1 protein-coding gene is annotated in these 633 nt (G+C 54.3%); it reads right to left on the bottom strand.

Translation table 11 applies throughout. The features are described 5' to 3' along the window. The coding region (locus OUZ52_RS22835; protein ID WP_266160908.1) for a hypothetical protein at positions 1-622 on the bottom strand (622 nt) is incomplete at its 3' end. Positions 623-633 lie beyond the last annotated feature (11 nt).

Here is a 633-nt window from a genome sequence, read left to right on the forward strand (position 1 = left end):
CATTTCCCCATCTAAAGATGCGGGAAGAAGCAAGGGCCACCAGGGTAGATCCATCGCTGCCATTGATATTTGCAGTTGCCTGCGCCTGTATCGGTATGACCGACGACTGGCTATTTAGTCCGTTCACGTTGTACGACAGGACGCCGGTATCGGCAGCAAGGCTCGCCACGCCAACAGCTGTTGCAGGATTCACCAAGACGGAGAGGTTACTGTTTGCGCCGAGCGTATAGCCGCTCGAATTGAGCGACCGCGCATGCAATGCAACGGTATGTGTTCCAGCTTGCAGAAAGACCGCGCCGATAGTGTTGAAGCTATGTTGTTGTGGGCTTAGCGAGGTGGACCAGTCGATGACACTTCCGTTGCTGACGGTGTTGCCATCGGCGGTCATCCAGATGTCGGCTATTGCGGGACCGGCATTTGGAAATGCACGACCGTCCGATTGAAGATAAACCCATGAAGGCGTGGTGAGAGAAAACGTGCTCGTCAACGCGATGGCATCCGAGGCGCCAATGCTGATATCGGTGGATACCTCAGCGTACGTAGATTTGGAATCGGCTGCAGCTGATAGTCCCGGAATGGCCAGCACAGCAGCCAAACAGAACGCAAGTTTTGAGAATCGCATGAACTCTTCCT

The organism is Dyella silvatica, assembly GCF_026283955.1.
Taxonomy (GTDB): Bacteria; Pseudomonadota; Gammaproteobacteria; order Xanthomonadales; family Rhodanobacteraceae; genus Dyella_C; species Dyella_C silvatica.